The organism is Bradyrhizobium sp. 21, from assembly GCF_023073335.1.
In the GTDB taxonomy this organism is placed as follows: domain Bacteria; phylum Pseudomonadota; class Alphaproteobacteria; order Rhizobiales; family Xanthobacteraceae; genus Bradyrhizobium.
In genome coordinates, this window is the sequence record NZ_JADPJG010000035.1 from 253,665 (window position 1) to 271,659 (window position 17,995).

Here is a 17,995-nt window from a genome sequence, read left to right on the forward strand (position 1 = left end):
TCATTGGTTTGTTTCCAGAACCGGGAGGGTCAAGATGAGCGTCGCCATCATCGATTACGGTTCCGGCAATCTGCATTCGGCCGCCAAGGCGTTCGAGCGCGCCGCGCGCAGCATGGAGAACCCGCAAAAGGTTTTCGTCACCAGCGATCCGGATCAGGCCTATAGCGCCGACCGTCTGGTGCTGCCGGGCGTCGGCGCCTTCGCCGATTGCCGGCGCGGCCTCGATGCCGTCAACGGCATGGTCGAGGCGATCACCGAAGCGGTGCGCGTCAAGGCGCGGCCGATGTTCGGCATCTGCGTCGGCATGCAGCTGTTCGCCACCCGCGGCAAGGAACACGTCATCACGCAAGGTCTGAACTGGATCGGCGGCGACGTCGAGAAGATTACGCCGCGCGACGAGAGCCTGAAGATCCCGCACATGGGCTGGAACACGCTCGACGTGCTGCGCGAGCATCCGGTGCTGGAGAGGCTGCCGCTCGGCCCCAAGGGCCAGCATGCCTATTTCGTGCACTCCTACCACCTCAACGCCGCCAACGAGGCGGACGTGCTTGCGCGCGCCGATTACGGCGGGCCCGTCACCGCGATCGTCGCCAAGGACACGGCCATCGGCACGCAGTTTCACCCCGAGAAGAGCCAGCGCTTTGGGCTGGCCCTGATCTCGAACTTTTTGCGATGGAAACCGTGATTCTCTTTCCCGCGATCGACCTCAAGAACGGCCAATGCGTGCGCCTCGAGCAAGGCGACATGGCGCGCGCGACCGTGTTCAACCTCAATCCCGCAGCCCAGGCCGAGAGGTTTGTCGAACAAGGTTTTGAGTATCTCCACGTCGTCGATCTCGACGGCGCCTTTGCCGGCAAGCCGGTGAATGCGCAGGCCGTCGAGGCGATGCTGAAGACGATCAAAATTCCGGTGCAGCTCGGCGGCGGCATTCGCGATCTCGCGACCGTCGAAGCCTGGCTCGACAAGGGCATCACCCGCGTCATCATCGGCACCGCCGCGGTGCGCGACCCGGAGCTGGTGAAAGCTGCGGCGAAAAAGTTCCCCGGCCGCGTGGCGGTCGGGCTCGATGCCCGTGACGGCAAGGTCGCGGTCGAAGGCTGGGCCGAAACCTCGCAGGTCACGGTGCTGGAAATCGCGCAACGTTTCGAGGATGCCGGCGTCGCCGCCATCATCTTCACCGACATTGCGCGCGACGGCTTGCTCAAGGGCTTGAACCTCGATGCGACCATCGCGCTCGCCGACGCCATCTCCATTCCCGTGATCGCCTCCGGCGGCCTCGCCTCGATCGAGGACGTCAAGGCGATGCTGACGCCGCGCGCCAGGAAGCTCGCCGGTGCGATCGCCGGCCGTGCGCTTTACGACGGCCGGCTCGATCCGGCGGATGCCCTTTCCCTGATCCGCAACGCGCGCGCCGCCTAGGAGCTGACACATGTTCAAGGTGCGCGTGATCCCCTGCCTCGACGTCAAGGACGGAAGGGTCGTCAAGGGCGTCAACTTCGTCGATCTGCGCGATGCCGGCGATCCCGTCGAAGCGGCGATCGCCTATGACGCCGCCGGCGCCGACGAGCTGACGTTCCTCGACATCACCGCGACCCACGAGAACCGCGGCATCATGCTGGACGTGGTCCGGCGCACGGCGGAGGCCTGCTTCATGCCTGTCACCGTCGGCGGCGGCGTGCGCAAGGTTGACGACATCAAAACGCTCCTGCGCGCCGGCGCCGACAAGGTCTCGATCAACAGCGCGGCTGTGTCGCGGCGCGAGTTCGTCAAGGAAGCCGCCGAGAAATTCGGCGAGCAGTGCGTGGTGGTCGCGATCGACGCCAAGCGGGTCAAGCGCGCGGGTGGCGGAGAGCGATGGGAGATATTCACTCATGGCGGCCGCAACTCGACCGGCATCGACGCCATCGAATATGCCCAGGAAGTGGTCTCGCTCGGCGCCGGTGAAATCCTGCTCACCTCGATGGACCGCGACGGCACCAGGCAGGGGTTCGACATCCCGCTGACCCGGGCGATCGCCGACAGCGTTCCCGTTCCCGTGATCGCCTCGGGCGGCGTCGGCAATCTCGACCATCTCGTGGACGGCATCCGCGACGGCCATGCCACCGCCGTGCTGGCCGCCTCGATCTTCCATTTCGGGGAATTCACCATCCGCCAAGCCAAGGAGCACATGGCCCGGCGCGGGCTGGCCATGCGCCTCGATGCCTGACGACTCCCTTTCATAAAGCTGCTACATTAGCCGGCGGGGAATGGCCTCTGGCCGGATGTGTTTCTGAGTAATTCCGATGGTGCGTTTCACGATCCACGATCTGGCCGAGACCATCGACGCCCGCGCGGCGGCGGGGGGCGAGGGCTCCTATACCCGCAAGCTTCTCGACAAGGGCGCCGAACATTGCGCCAAGAAGTTCGGTGAGGAAGCAGTCGAAACCGTCATCGCGGCAGTCGAAAACGATCGCGATCATCTGATCGCGGAAGGCGCCGACCTGCTTTATCATTTCCTTGTGCTGCTCAAGGCCCGCGGCGTAAAGCTGGACGAGGTCGAGGCCGCATTGGACAAGCGGACCAATATGTCAGGGTTGGAAGAAAAGGCGTCGCGTAAGGGCGGCAGCTAGCCGAGGTGGAGAGTCGCGTCATGGATATCCGCGCACCCGAGCAGCAGTATAATCCGTACCGCGTCTATACGCGCGAGGAGTGGGCGCGGCTGCGCGACGACACGCCGATGACGCTGGAGCCGGGCGAGTTCGACCGGCTCCGTTCGCTGCACGATCGCCTCGACTTGCAGGAGGTCGAGGACATCTACCTGCCGCTGTCGCGCCTGCTGTCGATCTATGTCGATGCAATGCAGCGGCTGTATTACGCGGAGCGCCAGTTCCTCAACATCCGCGACCGCAAGATGCCCTACATCATCGGCGTCGCCGGCTCGGTCGCGGTCGGAAAGTCCACCACGGCCCGCGTGCTGCAGGCGCTGCTGGCGCGCTGGTCGCCGCGCCCGAAGGTCGATTTGATCACCACCGACGGCTTTCTGTATCCGAATGCGGTGCTCGATCGGCAGGGCATCATGCAGAAGAAGGGCTTTCCGGAGAGCTACGATTTGCCGCTGCTGCTCGGCTTTCTCTCCGACATCAAGGCCGGCCGCCATCATGTGCGCGCGCCGGTCTATTCGCATCTGACCTACGACATCGTGCCGAACGAGTGGGCCGAGATCGACCAGCCCGACATCCTGATCGTCGAGGGTGTCAACGTGCTGCAAACCGGCAAGCTGCCGCGCGACGGCAAGGCGGTCCCCGTCGTCTCCGACTTCTTCGATTTCTCGGTCTATATCGACGCAGACGAAGCCGCGCTGCGGCAATGGTACATCCGCCGCTTCCTGTCGTTGCGGGACACCGCGTTCACCAATCCAAAATCCTACTTCAATCGCTACGCGCTGTTGTCGGACGAGGAAGCCACCGCCACCGCGATCGCGATCTGGGAACGCACCAACCTCGCCAATCTCGAGGACAACATCCTGCCGACCCGTCCGCGCGCGACGCTGATCCTGAAGAAGGGCGCGGACCACACGGTGTCGAGCGTGGCGCTGCGGCGGCTGTAATTGCGCCCACCGGCGCGGCCCCGGCCGATTGGGGCAGAGTGTCTTTTGTTGCAGACCGGCATGAGGTCTTCGGCTATGACCTTCGAAGACCTGAGGGCTCCATGGTTGATCGTCTGAGAAGTGCTGCGGAGCAGCTTGAAGCACCGACCTGCCCCGACTGCCACCTTGAGATGAGGTGGTACCGTTCGGAACTGCTCGCGGACGAGCCGGTTGCGATCATCGCGCATCTCTTCGTGTGCCCGCATTGCAAGCGCGCCGAGCGGACGAACACCATCTTCACGGGAACCCAGGCGCCGTCCGGCAAGCTCTCCGCGCCGCGTTTTGGTGCTTACGCCGCGTAGGCCGCTGACCCCTTGCTGATGCGCATCGTCGGCGCGCGCGATTTACTTGCCGGCTTGCGTGGTCCAATCCGCAGGCTTGATGCGCCCCGCAAAGGTGGCGGGGCCCGAGCCTTGGGCCTGGTAGGAGCTTTGGGCCTGGTAGGAGCCTTGGAGCTGGTAAATGAAGGCCTCCCCTTCCTGCACGTCGCCGGCGTCCTTGCCGAAGGCATCGGCGAAGTTGGTCTTGTGGGTGACCAGGACCGTGTTCGTGCCTGGCTTCGGCGGCGCGTCGACGAGCTGACGCATGGCCTGTCCGGCCTTTGTATTTGCACCGGCCGGGTTGGCCATTCCCGAGGCGCTGGCGTTGCTGCTGTCCGTCAAGGCATCGACGGGTTGAACCTCGCGGCCGGAGATCAGCCTGCCGGCCTCGACAGCGCGATTCAGCCGGCTCGTGAAGACATCACCGATCGGGATCGCGAATGCCTTGACCGCTGCGCCGATCTGGCGCGCCGTGTCCCGGCCCTTTTCACTGAGCTGACGCTGAGCGTTCATGTCGTCGAACTTGAAAGGGTAGACGTCCTTTTGACTGTCGTCGGTCGCGGTGTGCCGAAAAACCAGGACGTAGCCGCCTTGCTTGAGCGATGCGATGAGCTGCGTCGTATCGGCCGCGGCGGATTGGGACATTCCAGCGAGAAGAGCAATGAAAATAAATATGAGCCGGCAGAGCGCGTTCATGCGCGAAATCCTCCTGCAAGTACCCCAGAGGATGGTGGCGCTCAACGCAGGCGAATTCAATTTCTCGATTGCCGGCCCTGATCAGGTTCCCGTGAAGCTCTGAATCAGACCGCCAGATGCCGCGACGCCGCCAGCCCGGCCAGCGCCTCTTCCAGCTTGTCGCGATCGAGCGGCTTGATCAAAAATCCGTTCATGCCCGCTTCGAAACAGGCGTAGCGATCTTCCACCAGCGTATTGGCGGTGAGTGCGAGGATCGGCGTGTGGTGGCCGCCTTTGGCCGCCTCATGCGCACGGATGCGTTTTGTCGTTTCGATGCCGTCGAGCTGCGGCATCTGGATGTCCATCAGCACGAGATCATAGGGCGTGCCGGCCGATGACGCCGCGAGCCAGGATTCCAGCGCGGCCTCGCCATGGACCGCGATGACCACGCGGTGACCGAGTTTCGTCAGCAGCGATCGCATCAACAGCGCGTTGATCTCGTTGTCCTCGGCGACGAGAATTGACAGGCCTTTCGCCGGTGCCGCGCCGGTGGATTGGGCCGATGGCTCCGGCGCGAGATCGGGTGAGGCGACCTCCGGGGTCAGCGTGAGGCGTGCGGCCAGCGATGCCGCTCGCAACGGCTTCACCAGGAAGCCGGTGAAGGCCGGCGAGAGTTTCTCGTGGCGCGAGCCGGATGTCAGCAGCACGAGGCGTTGCGTTGCATGGCTGCGTGCGGCTTCGCCGAGGCGGTCGGCGATGGCAGCGCCGAGCGCGCGATCGATCAGGACCGCATGCCATGCGCGTTCGGGCAGCAGTGCCTCTGCGACCGCGGCATCGGCGACCATGCAGGTCTGCCCGCCCCAGCGTTGCAGCCGCCGCGCGATCAGCGAGGCCTCGATGCCGTCCGCGACCAGAAGGATCGACTTGCCGGCGAGCTCGGGACTCGGGAATGGCGTCTGGCCCGCGCCGGCTTGCGACGGCGCCAGCGGCACTGCGACCTCGAAGGTCGAGCCCTTGCCCGGCTCGCTCGTGAGCGTGATGCGGCCGCCCATGCGCTTGGCGATGCGCTCGCTGATGGCAAGGCCGAGCCCGGTGCCGCCATAGGTGCGCGCGACGCGCTCGTCCGCCTGCTCGAATTCGCGGAAGATGCGCTGCTGCGCTTCCGGCGCGATGCCGATACCGGTGTCGCGCACCAGGAAGCTGATCTCGTTCGGCCAGATGCCGGGCTCGACGATCAGCGCAACGCCACCTGTTGCGGTGAACTTGATGGCGTTGCCGGCGAGGTTGAGCAGCACCTGGCGCAGCCGCGCGGCGTCGCCGACCACCTCGAGCGGCAGGCGCTCGTCGACATAGGCGGCGATCTCGAGCTGCTTGGCCTGCGCGCGCGGCGCGAGCAGCTCGGTGATGTCCTCGATCAGGGCCGAGAGTGCGAAGGGACGCTGCTCGAGATCGAGCTTGCCGGCTTCGATCTTGGAATAGTCGAGCAGTTCCTCGATCAGCGCCATCAGGGCTTCGCCGGAGGTCTTCACGGCCTTGGCGTAGGTCGTCTGCTCCGGCGTCAGATTGGTGTCGAGCAGCAGCCCGCCCATGCCGATGATGCCGTTGAGGGGGTTGCGGATCTCGTGCGAGGCCATGGCCAGGAAGCGCGATTTGGCGCGATTGGCGGCATCGGCCTGGTCGCGGGCGTCGGACAGCGCTCGCTCGGTCTCGGTGCGGTCGGTGACATCGCGTCCCACGCTCTGCAATTCGGCGGGCTGGCCGGCGTCGAGGCGGACATAGCCTTCGCGCCAGGCGATCCAGCGGGCGCCGAGCGGGGTTGCAATCTTCTGGTCGTGAATGCGGGTGCCGTTGCTCTCGCGGGCGCTGTCGCCCTGCTCCAGCACGTCGAAATCAAAGCGCGTGCCGACCAGCGCGCCGCGCGCCTGGCCTGCGAGCGCGCAATAGGCCTCATTGGCGAAGGTGATGCGGCCGTTTGCGTCGCGCAGCACGATCAGATCGCCCTGCTGTTCGAACAGGCTGCGGGCCCGTTCTTCGGCTTCCTTCAGCTCCCAATTGCGGTCGATCAGCGCTTCGTTATGGGCGGCGAGCGTCCGCATCCGCTTTTTGACGAAGCGCAGGCGCATGCTGAGCGTGGCGAGGCCGAGGCAGGCGAGCGCGAACAGGAAGCTGGCGCCGATCGCAAACGCGTTGGGATCATAGCCGGAAGTCTCGGACCGGCTGCCGGTGACAAAGCCATAGGCGCCGCCGAACGTCGCCGAGAAGATCATGAAGGAGCGGATCGCGAAGGCGATTTTGGGATACTGCCGCCTGAAGCGGCGCATGCGCACCTTGATCCGGAACGTCCGACCCATCGCCACCGACCCGACTCTTTTCTTAAAACCCTGTGCTCGCTGTAAACGACGATGTGCCCGCGACCTTGCGAACAGTTTGAGGTGTTGCGACCGCCTCCAAACAGGGTTGACGAGGCGTTAAGGGTTCAGAGCGAGGCGGCTCAAAGCGAAGCAGCTTGGAGATGGCGGTGGCCGCCACGGGCGCCGACGATCAGCGCCGCCGCCTCGCGCTGCGAGAACGTCTTCGAGCGCACATAGACACGGTAATCCGCCGGCCCCTCGGTGGAGAGATAGATCACCTGGCCGCCGTCGACGGGCTGCGCCGCAATCGAGATCAGGCGGGTCGAAGGATTGGCCTGGCAGGTCTCCGATTCCGAACCGAGGCCGTCGTCGACGACGGCGAAGTCTGCCGCGTCCGCGTCCTCGGTGATCTGAACCCGCACCGTGGCGCGAGCGGGATCATCGGTGAAGGCGACATGCACGCCGGCGGTCCAGAACAGCGACGTCAGCTCGACCGAAGTATCGCCCAGCGCGATGCACGGATGCGAGACCGATCCGATCTCGCTGCGGGCAAACACCGCAGCCGCGAGCAGGGGGATAGCCGAGGCCAGGATCTTGAAACGCAACATGATACGCTACTCGCCGGGCCCGAGAAAACCTGTACCGAAACTCGTGGCGGGAACTGATGGGCCTTATGGTTTGCAGAGCGTAAAGGAAACTCGTTACCGCAGGGTTGATGCGCGGAATGATCACGCCATCTGCCGCACATCCTCCGCGAGTGCGCGGTAGGACAGCGCCTCGGCGAGGTGCAGCCGGCCGATCTTGTCGGCGCCGTCGAGGTCGGCGAGGGTGCGTGCCACCCGCAGCACGCGGTGATAGCCGCGCGCCGACAGCCGCATGGTCTCGGCGGCGTCGCGCAGCAGTTTGGCGCCCTGCGCATCCGGCTTGGCGATCTGCTCCAGCACCGAGGCCGGCGCTTCGGCATTGGTGCGAACCTTCGGCAGACCCGCATCCGCGTAGCGCGCGAGCTGGATGTCGCGCGCCGCCGCCACGCGCGCCGCGACTTCGGCCGAACCCTCCGCCGCCGGCGGCAAAATCAAATCGGCCGCGGTCACTGCGGGCACCTCGATGCGCAGGTCGATGCGGTCCATCAGCGGCCCCGAGATGCGGGCCTGATAGTCACCGGTGCAGCGGTCGATGCGGCCGCGCTTGCAGGCATAGCCGGGCTCGAACGCATGGCCGCAGCGGCACGGATTCATCGCGGCGACCAGCATGAAGCGCGCAGGGTACGTCACGCGGTGATTGGCACGGGACACCGCGACCTCGCCATTCTCCAGCGGCTGGCGCAGCGAATCCAGCACGCGCGGATCGAATTCGGGGAGCTCGTCGAGGAACAGCACGCCCTGATGCGCGAGCGAGATCTCGCCGGGCCTCGCGCGCATGCCGCCACCGGTGAGCGCGGCCATGCTGGCGGAATGATGCGGCGCGCGGAACGGCCGCCGCGCGGTCAGCGCGCCGCCCTCGATCTCGCCGGCAACGGAGGCGATCATCGAGACCTCCAGCAATTCGCCCGGCGACAGCGGTGGCAGGATCGAGGGCAGGCGCGCCGCCAGCATCGATTTGCCGGCGCCGGGCGCGCCGATCATGAGCAGATGATGCCCGCCGGCGGCCGCGATCTCCAATGCGCGCTTGGCGCTCTCCTGGCCCTTGATGTCGCGCAAATCGAGCGGCGAGGCGGCGGCTTCATGCACCTTCGGCACAGGCCGCGATAGCACCTGCGTGCCCTTGAAATGGTTGGCGATCTGAATGAGAGAGTGTGCTGCGATGATCTGGATGTCGGGGCTCGCCCAGGCCGCCTCCGAGCCGCAGGCCGCCGGACAGATCAGTCCTTCCTCGCGCACATTGGCGCCGATCGCGGCGGGCAGAACGCCGGCCACCGGCGCGATCGAACCATCGAGGCCGAGTTCGCCGAGCACCGTAAAACCGGTCAGCGCATCCGGCGGGATCGCGCCGATCGCTGCCATCAGCCCGAGCGCGATCGGCAGGTCGTAATGGCTGCCTTCCTTGGGCAGATCGGCGGGCGCGAGATTGACGGTGATCCGCCGCGCCGGCAGCGCCAGCCCCGAGGCGATCAGCGCCGAGCGGACCCGCTCGCGGGCCTCCGACACCGCCTTGTCCGGGAGACCTACGATGGCAAAGGCTGGCAGACCCGGCGCGACCTGCACTTGCACGTCGACCGCGCGGGCCTCGATCCCCTCAAAGGCGACGGTAGAAACCCGCTGAACCATGCCCGAACCAGCCTGCCCTCTTGCACAATTAGGGGTAGCAGAGCGGGCCGCGCCTGGCAAGAACAATACGGGAACGTATCGAGAGAGGTCGAAAGCCCTAATCAAATGTAAACACGACGAAGACACTACGCCTCGAATGCCAGCGGCTCTCCTCAGCACATTCCAACGAATGTCCGCTACTCCTAAGGCTGCGGGATGGGCCGTGGTCTAACGGGTGAACAATTCAAATGCTTGCAAATCGCCGGAAGAGCGAACGTCGGATGTGCACCCGGCTTGCCAAGATTCATTTTGGCGCCGGATCGCTGCCGCGGGACTGCACGATCACGGATATTTCGGATGGTGGCGTGAAAGTGGTGGCGGAATTTCTGGAAGTGCCGCCGCAATTCACCATCATCTTCGCGCCCGACTATTCGCGGCAGTGCCGCCTGCGCTGGCGCATTGGCTGCGAGTTCGGCGCTGAATTCACTGATTGAGCCGGACCGATCTGGTTCCTTAACGGGACTTTAGCGTTAATCGGTAAGCATCTCTGATCAGTCGCCGAGTGATCAGAGTATGTCCAAGCGTTTGTCCGTTGCCTCTCCTCCGGCGAGATGTCTGTTTTCCGCGCTTCTGATCCTGACCCTCGGCGGCTGTCAGACTATTGGCATCGAGGACGTCACCGGCGCGCTCGGCGGCAAGCCGGAAACAGCGGCCAAGACCGACGCTAGGCCGGACGTGAGGCCGGACATGGACGCGCTACGCGAGCGCTATCGCGCCAAGCCCGGCGACCCCAATGTCGCGCTCGAATACGGCAAGGCGCTGCGCCAGACCGGCCAGCGCGCGCAGGCGCTTGCGGTGCTGGAGCAGGCCGTGCTCGCCCATTCCACCAACAAGGCGCTGCTCGCCGGCTATGGCCGCGCGCTCGCCGACAGCGGCAATTTCCAGCAGGCATTCGACGTCCTCGGTCGCGCGCATTCGCCCGAGGATCCCGACTGGCGCATCCTGTCGGCGCAGGGCGCCGCGCTCGATCAGCTCGGTCGCAACGACGAGGCGCAGCAATATTACGCGGCCGCCTTGAAGATCGTGCCCGACGAGCCGCAAGTCTTGTCCAATCTCGGACTGTCCTACATGCTCCAGAACAATCTGCCGAGGGCGGAGGACACGCTGCGCCGCGCGCATGAGCGCAATCCCGCCGATTCCCGCGTGCGTGCCAATCTCGCGCTCGTGCTCGGACTGGAAGGAAAGAAGGACGAGGCCGAAACCATCGTGAAGGCCGATTTGCCGCCGGATCAGGCGGCGGCAAAGGTCACGGCGCTGCGGGAGTTGCTGGCGAAGAAGCAGCAGCGGGCGGACAAGTAAGCCGCCGGCCTGGATTCTCGTGTTGACCCGGTGTCTTGACGCGAACCGATATCCACTTCGCTCGAAAATGCTCTCGCGCTTACGACGCCTTGCGATGCGGGGCTGACGCGCGCCCCGACCTGCCCTTCAGCCTCTTCAGGAGCGGCCCGAGCAGCGAGCGCTTCGGCTTCTTCACCTCGCCGCGCCCGGCGAGGCGGTTCGCCATGTTCTGGAACAGCATGGTGGTGCGGTGGCTCTTTGAGACCTCCGCGATCATCTGGCCATTGTTGGCCGCGGTCGAGAACAGCTTCGAATCGAACGGGATCACCGCGATCGGCTGGCTCTCCATGGTCTTGGCGAACGCCTTGACCTCGATCTCCGCCCGCTTCGGCATGCCGACCTGGTTGATGCAGTAGAGCGGCGGCCGGTCGTTCGGCCGTGCCGCCTTCAGCACGTTCAGCATGTTCTTGGTGTTGCGCAAATTCGCAAGATCGGGCTCGGCCACGATCACGATGTCATCCGCGTTGACCAGCGCGCGCCGCGTCCAGCCCGACCATTGGTGGGGAACGTCGAGCACGATGCAGGGCGTGGTCATGCGCAGCGTGTCGAACACCGCGTCGAAGGCCTCCGCGCCGAAATCATAGACGCGGTCAAGTGTGGCCGGTGCAGCAAGGAGGCTGAGCCGCTCAGTGCATTTGGAGAGCAGACGCTCCATCAGCGCCGTGTCCGGCCGGTCCTGCGACAGCACCGCGTTGGCGATGCCCTGCACCGGGTCCTGGTTGTAGTCGAGGCCCGCGGTGCCGAAAGCGAGGTCGAGATCGATCACGACCGAGTCGAGCGCGAGGTCGCGGGCGATGGTCCAGGCCACATTGTGCGCGACGGTAGAGGCGCCGACGCCGCCCTTGGCGCCGACCACCGCGATGACGCGGCCGGTGATGATGGCTTCGGACGCCGAGAACAGGCTGCAGATCGAGCGGACGACGTCGAGCGTCTCGACCGGTCCCACCACATAGTCGTTGACGCCGCGGCGGACCAGCTCGCGATAGGGCGCGGTGTCGTTGGGATTGCCGATCACGACCACGCGGGTGCCGGGATCGCAGACGCCAGCGAGGTCGTCGAGCCCCTCGAGGATGTCGCGCGTGCCGTCGGATTCGATCACGATGACATTAGGCGTCGGCATCGTTTCATAGACTTCGATGGCCGCGGCGAGACCACCGTCCTTGGCGGTAAGGTGTGCCTTGGCGAGCCGGCGATCCTGCCCGGCCGCGGTCATCGCGGCGAGCGTCTGCTCGGTCTCGCAAAAGGCCTGCACGGAAATGCGAGGAACCGGCGCAATGTGTTCCTCGGGGTGCTGCGGATCGTCCGCTTCTTCGTCCTGGAAGCTTGTCATCTGCCTGTGTCGCTGAGTTTGGCCTTGTCGGCCTCTGGATTGGCGGTCCCGATCGGCGTGCCCTTGCGATATCGCTCGAAGGCCATGTCGCGCCGTGCGTTATAGGCCGGCGTCTCCGAGCGCGGCTGCTCGAGGTCGGCCGGGTTGTCGATCATCGCCGCGAGGTTGCGCTGGCTGGCGCAGCCCAGATTGAAATAGGGCTGGTTCTCGTTGTAGCCGGGGTCGAGGATGGAGGGGCCGATATCTTCCGGCCACAGCCCGCAGGGGCCGGCGACCGCGGCGATCCTCGAATAGCTCAGGCGGATGGTGGGCAGCAGTCCGGGATCCTCGGGCCGATAGGAATGCTGGACCACGGCACGCGACGGCACGCCGCCGGATGCGAGCACGGAACGGATTTCGTGATAGGTCGCCGCCGCCGCGCGCGAATTCGCGGCGTCGACAGGCACGTCGACGACGACCGAGCCGGTGCCTTCGCGCACCCAGTCCCGGGCGATGCCCGTGACGTCCGCGTGCTGCGCGGCCGAGAGGCCGCCGCGAGCCTTGCCGACGAAGATCACGATCGACTTCTTGGCTTCCTGCACCGCGATCGGGTGACGCTGGCGATAGTCGGTCGGCACCGTCTGGGTGACGATCTCGCCGGTGGTGTTGCAGGCGCCCAGCATGACGGAGAGCCCCGTGAATGCCAGCGCGACGCTCAACTTGCGACGTCGATCGGCCATGGTCTTCGTCATCGCTTCTTCCCCTCTGCCCCGTGACTTGCCCGTTCCCCAAGCCGTCCGTTCGTCTCAGTCGATGATGAAGCCGAAATCGCCGGGCGTGCCCGCGATCGGATCGACCCGGCGCGCGATGCCATACAGGCGGTTCATGCGGCCGAGCAGCGCCGTCTGGGCGTCGGACGCCGGCGCAAAGCCGTCGTCGGGCCGGGACAATTCCTTCTGGGCGACCGCGCGCACCACATAGGGCGTCACGATCACCATCAGCTCGGTCTCGTTGTTGACGAAGTCCTGGCTGCGGAACAGCGCGCCGAGGATCGGCACCTGGTCGACGCCTGGCAGGCCGTTGATCGCCTGTTTGGTCTGCTGCTGGATCAGGCCGGCCATTGCCATCGAGCCGCCTGAGGGAATTTCCAGCGTCGTTTCGGCGCGACGGGTCTGGATCGAGGGAATGGTGATCGAGTTGGTCGAGCTCGAGGACAGCGCCTGAGTGACCGTGATGGCGCTCTGGTTCGACAGCTCGGAGACCTCGGTCATCACGCGCAGGCTGATCCGGCCCTCGCTGAGTACGACCGGGGTGAAGTTCAGGGAGATGCCGAACTTCTTGTAGGTGATCTGGGTGGTACAGACGTGGGTGACCGGATCGCAGGCATAACCGGACGGAATGGGGAATTCGCCGCCGGCGATGAAGGTGGCGGATTCGCCGGAGATCGCGGTCAGGCTCGGCTCGGCGAGCGTGCGCATGACACCGGCGCTTTCCATCGCGCGCATCGTGGCGCTGACGGTGGCGAAGCCCTTGGTGATGCCGGCCACGCCGAGTCCATTGTTGCTGACGAGCGGTCCGCCGCTGACCGAGAACGGGTTGGAATTGTTGAAGTTCACGACGGCGGTGCCGGCGTTCAGGCTGGCGCTGAGATCGACGCCCAATTGCTTGACGATATCGCGGCGCACTTCGCCGACGACGACCTTGAGCATCACCTGGTCGCGGCCGCGCACGACGATGTTGTTGACGACCTTCTCCGCGCTGCCGACCAGTTTGGCGGCGACGTCGCCGGCCTGCTGGGCCTCGACCGGGCTCGACACCGAGCCGGTCAGCATCACGCTGTCGCCGACGCCTTCGATCTGCACGCCCGGCAGCGACTGGCGCAGCGCCGCGCGCATGCCGTTGAGGTCGCGCTTCACCGCGATGTCGTAGGCGGCGACCTGCTGGCCGTCGGCGGCGAAGAACACGACGTTGGTCTGGCCGACCTGTCCGCCGATGATATAGGCGCGTTGGGCCGAGCGGATCACCGCATTGGCAATCTTGGGATCGGCGACCAGCACGTCCTTGACCTCGCGCGGCAGGTCGATGACGGCGGACTTGCCGACGCCGAGCGACAGGAAGCGCGTCCGCGCCGGCGCAATCGTTGCGACGGGCGCCAGATCGAGATCCGTCGCCTGCATCGGCGCCTGATCGCCGACCGGCGCATCTGCGGCGCTGACGACATCGGGGGCCGCGAGGAGCCCCAGTATCAGCATCGTCCCCGTCCAGAACGAGCGCGTGCGCTTCCCCCGAATGCGCAAGGCCGTCCGATTGTCCCCGTCGTTCATACTGTCCCCATCATCACTTCTGTGACGTCAGTTGCCGCGCCTGCACGCCGTAGCGGATCACGTTGACGCCGCCGGGACGCTTGATCGCCTGGTCCTCGGGCGTGCCGTCGATCGCGTTGGCATCGACGATGCTGCGCAGCGCGAGTGTCAGCGTGCCGCTCTGGCGCGCGGCCGATAGCACCGCGATCTGGTCGGGTTTGAGCTCGAGCGTGACGGTCTTGCCGACGACGGCGTTCTGGCCGTCCTTTTCCTTCGGCGCCTGGTCGATCGCGAGCACGCGGATATTGGTCAGGATGACCTCGGACAGGACGAGGTCGTTGCCGCCGGACGGGCCATTGTTGTTGTTGGCGCCATCGGGATTCTTCAGGCGGCGGGTCAGCACGATGTCGACGCGGTCGTTCGGCAGGATGAAGCCGCCGGCGCCGGTCTCGGCTGAAATCTCGGTGGAGACGGCGCGCATGCCCGACGGCAGGATCGCGGCCATGAAGCCGGAGCCTTCGGCCTTGACCAGCTTCTGCTCGCGGATCGGCTCGCCCTGCATCAACGGCACGCGCGCGATCGAACCCGCGATCTGGGTCTGTGCTTCGGGTCTGTTGTCGCGGCGGATGAAGGCGCTGCTCGCGGTCGCCGCCGGCCAGACCTGCCATTGCAGGTCTTCGGGCTTCACGGCCTGGCCGAGCTGGATGTCGTTCTTGGCGACCAGGACCTCGACCGTCGGCAGCTTCTCGGCGACGGGAAGAGCGGGCGCGGGCTTGTTGTCAAAGCCGCTCGCCAGATATGCAGCGACGCCGCCGGCGCCCAGTGCGATGACGAGAACGACAATGCGTGCGGTGTTCATACGCTTCTACTCTTACGCGGGGCACTCGAACCGCACTTGGCGGGTTCCCCGTGTCGATGAGTAGGGAGTAAAAGTATAAGGGGTGTTGCGAGGCCGAGTGTGATGGCCGGCCGCGCTGGGGTCTTTCGGCAGATGGTGAATGGGGCGTTAGCCGGTCGGCCAGTGGCCCCGTAGAATCACGCAACGCGACACCTGCGTTAGCATGAGGCGCGCGGCGTCATGGTGAATGGGTGGTTAGGGGATGTGTGCGATCGGAGCAGCGTGTGCAGGGCACGGACCGGCGCCTACTTCGCCCGCTTCTGCTCGATCGCGTCCCAGACTTTTGCCGCGACGTCAGGCCCGCCGAGCTTTGCAATCGCGCGGATGCCGGTCGGCGAGGTCACGTTGATCTCGGTGAGGTTGCCGTTGATGACGTCGATGCCGACGAACAGCAGGCCGCGCTCGCGCAGCGCCGGGCCGACGGTGGCGCAGATCTCACGTTCGCGCGGGGTGAGCTCGGTCTCCTTTGCCGCGCCGCCGCGCACCATGTTGGAGCGGAGGTCGTCCGCGGCCGGCACGCGGTTGACCGCGCCTGCGAACTCGCCATTGACCAGGATGATGCGCTTGTCGCCGAGCTTCACCTCGGGAATGAACTGCTGGATCACCCACGATTCCTTGAATGTCACCGAGAACATGTCGAACAGCGAGCCGAAATTCATGTCCTGCGGCATCACGCGGAACACCGCGGCGCCGCCATGGCCGTGCAGCGGCTTCATCACCACGGCGCCGTGCCTGTCGCGAAACGCGTTGATCTCGTCGAGGTCGCGCGAGATCAGGGTCGGCGGCATCAGCTGCGGAAAATTCATCACGAACAGCTTTTCCGGCGCATTGCGCACCGAGGCGGGGTCGTTGACGACCAGCGTCTTCGGATGGATCCGCTCGAGCAGATGCGTCGAGGTGATGTAGGCGAGGTCGAACGGCGGATCCTGACGCAGCAGCACCACGTCGAAGCCGCCGATCGCCTCGCGCCTGGGCTCGCCGAGGGTGAAATGGTTGCCGGGCTCGTCGCGCACCGTCAGGAGCTGGACCGGAGCGACGATCTCCTCGCCGACCATCGAGAGCTTGTCGGGCGTGTAATAGGACAGGCCATGGCCGCGCTTCTGCGCCTCCAGGAGCAGCGCAAAGGTGGAATCGCCCTTGATGTTGATGCGGGCGATGGGATCCATCTGGACGGCGACGTTCAGTTTCATGGTCTGCCTTTCAGGTCGAGGCGTCGAATGCCGCCAACACATGGCGTGGAAGTGAGCGCGGCGCAATCAGCATGGCGTCGAATCGCAACTCGAATTCGGCATGCTCGGGATGCGCGACCAGCCAGCCTTGCGCGGCATTGATGATGCGCTGCTGCTGGCGCGGAGTGACGGCGAAGGCGGCGTCGTCCAGGGTCGCGCGGGCCTTGACCTCGACGAAGGCGATCAAATTGCGGCGGCGCGCCACGATGTCGATCTCGCCATGCGGGGTGCGGTAGCGTTTGGCGAGGATGCGGTAGCCCTTGGCCATGAGATAGGCGGCGCCGCGGCTTTCCGCGGAGACGCCGGTGCGGAACGCGGCGACGCGCTCGGGCGAGGCGACTTTCGGTTCCGCCGGGACCTCAGTCTTCGCCATCGTGGCCCCGCAAATCTTTGGCGAGCTCGAGCGCGCGGGCATAGACCTCGCGCCGCGGCCGGCCCGAGAGCGCGACCGCATGCGCGACCGCATCCTTGACGCTGTTCGCGGCAAGCTGCTCGCGCAGGACGTCGTCGAGCGCATCCGATGTCAGCATCTCGGCGTCCGCCGCAGGCGGGGCGATCACCAGCACGAATTCGCCGCGCGTCTCCAGCGTGTCGGCATCGCGCGCCAGCTCGCTCAGCGTCGCACGCGAAATCTGCTCGTGCAGTTTCGTCAGCTCGCGGCAGATCGCGGCCTCACGCGTGCCCATGATCTCGGCGAGCTCGGCGAGCGTGTCCTGTACGCGGTTGCCGGAGTCGAACATCACCAGCGTCGCATCGATGCGCGCGAGCTCGGTCAGGCGCGATCGTCGCGCCGCCGATTTCGCCGGCAGAAAGCCTTCGAAGAAGAAGCGGTCGGTCGGCAGCGCGGCAACGGACAGTGCCGCCAGCACCGAGGACGGACCGGGCAGCGCGTAGACCGCGTGGCCGGCGGCGCAGACCTCGCGCACCAGCTTGAAGCCGGGGTCCGAGATCAGCGGCGTGCCGGCGTCCGACACCAGCGCGATCGAACCACCCTGCGAAAGCCGCTCCAGGATCTTTGGACGCGCCGCTTCCGCATTGTGCTCGTGATATTGCTTGAGCTGCGCCGCGATGGCGTAGCGCTCGGTCAGGCGGCGCGTGATGCGGGTATCCTCGCAGGCGACGACGTCGACGCCGGCGAGCGTCTGCAGCGCCCGTAGCGTGATGTCGCCGAGATTGCCGATGGGGGTCGCGACCAGATGGAGGCCCGGCGCGGCCTTCGGGGCCGTCAGCCGATGGGCGTCGATCGAGAAACCGCGCGGGGCGGCGTCTGGGCCTTCAGGCGTATTTATCGGGGCCGGCTTTGCGCGCATAATGGAATGAACTTAGGCATGATCCCTTGGGCTGGGAACCGGTCCTCCGAAAAAGATCGCGGCTCAGCCAAGGGGTGAGGGCGGGGACTGGAATGTGATCAATTAGGCATCACATTGCAGAGGGAATGAAGCACCAGCGTCATATTCACGGCGGAAACGCCGCCTTGATGCTGGGTGACGGAGGGCGGACAGCAAGCCAGGGCTTTAAAGTGCGGTCGCGTTAAGCGGCCATTATCCTTTTGTTTTGGTTAACTATTTGCCGACAATATGCCTGAATCCGCGGCTTGTGTCGTGGAAAGAGTGTTGTGACCGGCCAGCCGACGGGCGGTCA

General features: G+C 65.7%; 19 protein-coding genes. 8 read left to right on the forward strand and 11 right to left on the reverse strand.

Annotated features, from left to right (window positions below):
- Window positions 1-34 precede the first annotated feature (34 nt).
- The 6 genes from hisH (at window position 35) to IVB31_RS29885 (ending at window position 3,927) form a co-directional block, all read left to right on the forward strand.
- On the forward strand, window positions 35-685 hold the full coding sequence (gene hisH, locus IVB31_RS29860) for an imidazole glycerol phosphate synthase subunit HisH (RefSeq protein WP_247331304.1): 651 nt from the start codon (window positions 35-37) through the stop codon (window positions 683-685).
- Complete coding sequence (hisA, locus tag IVB31_RS29865) at window positions 682-1,419, forward strand: 1-(5-phosphoribosyl)-5-[(5-phosphoribosylamino)methylideneamino]imidazole-4-carboxamide isomerase (protein WP_247332308.1); 738 nt, start codon at window positions 682-684, stop codon at window positions 1,417-1,419. The genes hisH and hisA overlap by 4 nt, the downstream gene beginning before the upstream one ends.
- 10 nt (window positions 1,420-1,429) lie before the next feature.
- Window positions 1,430-2,206, forward strand: coding sequence for an imidazole glycerol phosphate synthase subunit HisF (hisF, locus tag IVB31_RS29870; protein WP_247331307.1), 777 nt, complete (start codon window positions 1,430-1,432; stop codon window positions 2,204-2,206).
- A gap of 76 nt (window positions 2,207-2,282) precedes the next feature.
- Entirely contained in the window at window positions 2,283-2,609 is a 327-nt protein-coding gene (locus IVB31_RS29875) for a phosphoribosyl-ATP diphosphatase (RefSeq protein WP_247331309.1), read from the forward strand.
- 20 nt (window positions 2,610-2,629) lie between these two features.
- The gene (coaA, locus tag IVB31_RS29880) at window positions 2,630-3,586 is read left to right on the forward strand and encodes a type I pantothenate kinase (RefSeq protein WP_247331312.1); all 957 of its coding nucleotides are present in this window, start codon (window positions 2,630-2,632) and stop codon (window positions 3,584-3,586) included.
- A 101-nt stretch (window positions 3,587-3,687) separates the two neighbouring features.
- Complete coding sequence (locus IVB31_RS29885) at window positions 3,688-3,927, forward strand: hypothetical protein (protein WP_247331314.1); 240 nt, start codon at window positions 3,688-3,690, stop codon at window positions 3,925-3,927.
- A 42-nt stretch (window positions 3,928-3,969) separates the two neighbouring features.
- On the opposite strand, the gene IVB31_RS29890 is transcribed toward IVB31_RS29885, so the two are convergent.
- The 4 genes from IVB31_RS29890 to IVB31_RS29905 all read right to left on the reverse strand — a co-directional run bounded on the left by IVB31_RS29890 (window position 3,970) and on the right by IVB31_RS29905 (window position 9,238).
- Window positions 3,970-4,641 carry a histidine phosphatase family protein gene (locus tag IVB31_RS29890; protein ID WP_247331316.1) on the reverse strand — a complete coding sequence of 224 codons (672 nt, stop codon included), beginning with the start codon at window positions 4,639-4,641 and terminating at the stop codon, window positions 3,970-3,972.
- 104 nt (window positions 4,642-4,745) lie between these two features.
- A complete protein-coding gene (locus IVB31_RS29895) occupies window positions 4,746-6,971 on the reverse strand; it encodes an ATP-binding protein (RefSeq protein ID WP_247332312.1) in 2,226 nt (741 codons plus the stop codon).
- Window positions 6,972-7,111: 140 nt separating this feature from the next.
- Window positions 7,112-7,579 carry a hypothetical protein gene (locus tag IVB31_RS29900; RefSeq protein ID WP_247331319.1) on the reverse strand — a complete coding sequence of 156 codons (468 nt, stop codon included), beginning with the start codon at window positions 7,577-7,579 and terminating at the stop codon, window positions 7,112-7,114.
- 120 nt (window positions 7,580-7,699) lie between these two features.
- A complete protein-coding gene (locus IVB31_RS29905; protein WP_247331321.1) occupies window positions 7,700-9,238 on the reverse strand; it encodes a YifB family Mg chelatase-like AAA ATPase in 1,539 nt (512 codons plus the stop codon).
- A 227-nt stretch (window positions 9,239-9,465) separates the two neighbouring features.
- Here IVB31_RS29905 and IVB31_RS29910 point away from each other — a divergent pair, with 227 nt between their 5' ends.
- Both IVB31_RS29910 and IVB31_RS29915 read left to right on the forward strand, forming a co-directional pair.
- Window positions 9,466-9,711, forward strand: coding sequence for a PilZ domain-containing protein (locus tag IVB31_RS29910; RefSeq protein WP_129270212.1), 246 nt, complete (start codon window positions 9,466-9,468; stop codon window positions 9,709-9,711).
- 79 nt (window positions 9,712-9,790) lie between these two features.
- On the forward strand, window positions 9,791-10,576 hold the full coding sequence (locus IVB31_RS29915; protein ID WP_247331325.1) for a tetratricopeptide repeat protein: 786 nt from the start codon (window positions 9,791-9,793) through the stop codon (window positions 10,574-10,576).
- 79 nt (window positions 10,577-10,655) lie between these two features.
- Here IVB31_RS29915 and IVB31_RS29920 read toward each other — a convergent pair whose 3' ends face one another.
- From IVB31_RS29920 to rsmI, 7 genes are all read right to left on the reverse strand, one after another.
- Window positions 10,656-11,945 (reverse strand): AAA family ATPase, encoded by a 1,290-nt coding sequence (locus tag IVB31_RS29920; RefSeq protein WP_247331327.1) that lies wholly within the window; start codon window positions 11,943-11,945, stop codon window positions 10,656-10,658.
- A complete protein-coding gene (locus tag IVB31_RS29925; protein ID WP_247331329.1) occupies window positions 11,942-12,676 on the reverse strand; it encodes a CpaD family pilus assembly protein in 735 nt (244 codons plus the stop codon). The genes IVB31_RS29920 and IVB31_RS29925 overlap by 4 nt, the downstream gene beginning before the upstream one ends.
- Before the next feature lie 54 nt (window positions 12,677-12,730).
- A complete protein-coding gene (locus tag IVB31_RS29930) occupies window positions 12,731-14,248 on the reverse strand; it encodes a type II and III secretion system protein family protein (RefSeq protein ID WP_247331331.1) in 1,518 nt (505 codons plus the stop codon).
- Window positions 14,249-14,261: 13 nt separating this feature from the next.
- The gene (gene cpaB, locus IVB31_RS29935) at window positions 14,262-15,086 is read right to left on the reverse strand and encodes a Flp pilus assembly protein CpaB (RefSeq protein ID WP_247331334.1); all 825 of its coding nucleotides are present in this window, start codon (window positions 15,084-15,086) and stop codon (window positions 14,262-14,264) included.
- A gap of 284 nt (window positions 15,087-15,370) precedes the next feature.
- Window positions 15,371-16,315, reverse strand: coding sequence for a glutathione synthase (gshB, locus tag IVB31_RS29940; protein ID WP_247331337.1), 945 nt, complete (start codon window positions 16,313-16,315; stop codon window positions 15,371-15,373).
- 10 nt (window positions 16,316-16,325) lie between these two features.
- Entirely contained in the window at window positions 16,326-16,727 is a 402-nt protein-coding gene (locus tag IVB31_RS29945; RefSeq protein ID WP_247331339.1) for a YraN family protein, read from the reverse strand.
- Window positions 16,714-17,664, reverse strand: a complete 951-nt coding sequence (gene rsmI / locus IVB31_RS29950) for a 16S rRNA (cytidine(1402)-2'-O)-methyltransferase (protein ID WP_247331341.1) — start codon at window positions 17,662-17,664, stop codon at window positions 16,714-16,716. The genes IVB31_RS29945 and rsmI overlap by 14 nt, the downstream gene beginning before the upstream one ends.
- Window positions 17,665-17,995: the final 331 nt, after the last annotated feature.